The sequence below is a fragment of the Micromonospora sp. NPDC023814 genome, assembly GCF_040639595.1.
Taxonomy (GTDB): domain Bacteria; phylum Actinomycetota; class Actinomycetes; order Mycobacteriales; family Micromonosporaceae; genus Micromonospora.
Genome location: NZ_JBFAAF010000204.1, coordinates 1 through 2,228, shown reverse-complemented (window position 1 = coordinate 2,228; position 2,228 = coordinate 1). Strand labels below are relative to the sequence as shown.

General features: G+C 65.5%; 2 protein-coding genes and 1 pseudogene. All 3 read right to left on the bottom strand.

What is annotated here, in order from left to right; translation table 11 throughout:
- Positions 1–166: 166 nt before the first annotated feature.
- A pseudogene (locus AB0G14_RS35405) lies at positions 167–476 on the bottom strand (hypothetical protein).
- 395 nt (positions 477–871) lie between these two features.
- A complete protein-coding gene (locus AB0G14_RS35400) occupies positions 872–1,423 on the bottom strand; it encodes a sigma-70 family RNA polymerase sigma factor (protein WP_357705125.1) in 552 nt (183 codons plus the stop codon).
- A gap of 109 nt (positions 1,424–1,532) precedes the next feature.
- Positions 1,533–1,952, bottom strand: coding sequence for a cold shock domain-containing protein (locus tag AB0G14_RS35395; RefSeq protein ID WP_357705122.1), 420 nt, complete (start codon positions 1,950–1,952; stop codon positions 1,533–1,535).
- Between the last annotated feature and the right edge of the window lie 276 nt (positions 1,953–2,228).

Genomic DNA, 2,228 nt, shown 5'->3' with positions numbered 1-2,228 from the left:
TGCTGAAAATCGTCATCGAAGATGAGTCCATCCTCGCCCTGGGAGGGCTACTTGCTCTGAACCGCTGGTCTCACCCAACCCTGACACCCAGGGCTCGGCCATGCCTATACAGGCGTTTCCCGCCCGTAGCCAACCGATTCAGGCGTCACGAACGGTGCTCAGGGTGTTACGCGGAAAGGCTCACTGGCTGCCACTCCCGCCCACCGTTTTTGAACTCGCCAACCAGTTCCTTCTTCTTCACATCCACGCTGATCACCGGTGCCCTCGTGGTCCTTGACCTGCTCGTTGAGATAGCGGAACTGGGCGTCCCGGTCCGGATGCTGCTTGCCCTCAATCGTCTTGGCGTTGGCCTGCAGGCTGAAGCCCTCCGCGCGCAGCACGGCGGCCACCGTGTCGGCGCAGATCTGCCAGCCCTGCCCGGTCAGCTCGTCGGCGAGCTTGCGGGTCGACTTGGTCGTCCAGCGCAGCGGCGACATCGGGTCACCCCGCATGTCCGGCTCGACCAACGCCAGCAACGCGAGCCGCAACCCCGGATCAAGATCGACCAGCCGTTTCCGGCCCCCGCCCGCCCGACGGGTCCTACCCAACGGCTCCTCGCCCGAGTCGAGATCGGACACTCCCCGTGACACCGTACGCTCCGCGACCCCGGCGGCCCTGGCCACCAGCTTGATCCCGCGATGGCCCAGGATCTGGGCCTTGGCTCCCATCAGCAGACGACGCTGCCGCTCATCCAGATGCGGAAACAACACCCGGAACTTCGCAGCCAGCATCCCCTCGGTCTCCGCCACTACGCCCATACCACATCAAACAGCGCCCACGCGGGAAATCGCTACTTATTTCTCTGCACGTCCTAACCCTGACGATCCTCGGGCTATTCGGGCTGGCGCTTCACGGCGGCGCCCATGGCGGCGCGCAGCGACCGGAGTGCGTGGTAGGTGCGCGACTTTACCGTCCCCTCCGGAATGCCGAGTACCGCGGCCGCCTCGGCGACCGGCCGGTCGCGATAGTAGATTTCGATGATCACGTCTCGGTGCTCTGGGGTCAGTCTAGCCATCGCCTGCTTGATGGTCTGAACGGCGAGCATCCGTTCGATGGCGTCATCGCCGGATGGTAGGACCGTCATATCCACCAGCCCGACTTCCTCCGGCCGGGCCTGCTTGGCCCGACCGGCGTCGATAGCCACCCGTCGGGCGACGGTGAGCAGCCAGGGTCGGAGTGTTGCGATATCCTGGTTCAACACCTCGATCTTGCGCCAGGCCCGCATCATCGTTTCCTGCAGCAGGTCCTCGGCCGCTCGACGCTCGCCAAAGGTGAGCCGCAGGAGGAACGAATAGACCGGCTTGGCGTGGGCGTCATACAGGGCTTGCATCCGCTCCTCGGCGGTTAGGTCCCCGACCTCGACGGATCCAGTCACAAGCGCCATGGCTGTTCTCCTCGATACCTGGTTCTCTCAAGGCAAGGTTCGTTCGTCGGGCACCAAGAGACATCGGGCAGCTCACGGATGTTTGGGGATGTGCGCGTACCGCGGGTTGCTAGTCATCGAGCCAGCCGCGTCGACCGGCCGCGGACACCAGCCGCTGACGAGCGGCGACGATCTGGGCCGCCGTCACGTCCGGGCAGGAGCGGATGATGGCGTCGGTGATCTCGTTGGCGTACTGCGTCGCCGAGATCACCTCGAGCAGGTCCCCGTCGTTGTCCGTCTCCGGCCTCTTCTCAGCGATCGGTGCAGCGGGACCTTCCGACGCCCGCGGGGCGAGAACTGTGACAGCGTGCGCCCGATAGCCGCGTTGGCCTTTGACAACCTCAAACTGCACCCGCGTGCCTGCCGGGATCGCGTCCCGGTCCGGCCCGAGCTGCTGCGCATGCAGGAAGATATCCTCTCCGCCGTCGTCAGGGGCGATGAAACCGAACCCGCGATCCGCATTGAACCGAATAATTCGTCCTGTTCGCATCGACCTGCCTGCCGCAAACCATCGCCGCCCACACTGCAGCCTCGCCTGAAAGACGAGCGCAAGCCGGCGACCGTTCAAGCCTCCGATGGTCTATCCGCCACGCCGACGATGAATGGGGATCGCTGCGCGGGACGTTATGACCAACGAAACGCCCCGACGGCGGGCCCGCGGGGGGCCGGAGCAGGGTCATTGCGTTCTCGGGTTGCTGCTGGTCACGGCGGTGATGAGGTCGTGGGGGCGGCGGTTGGCGCGTCGGGTGGCGCGGGCAATGTTGGT

Coding starts and splice junctions, on each gene's coding strand:
- AB0G14_RS35400 (WP_357705125.1), bottom strand. CDS start 1,423: ATGGCGCTTGTGACTGGATCCGTCGAGGTCGGGGACCTAACCGCCGAG.
- AB0G14_RS35395 (WP_357705122.1), bottom strand. CDS start 1,952: ATGCGAACAGGACGAATTATTCGGTTCAATGCGGATCGCGGGTTCGGT.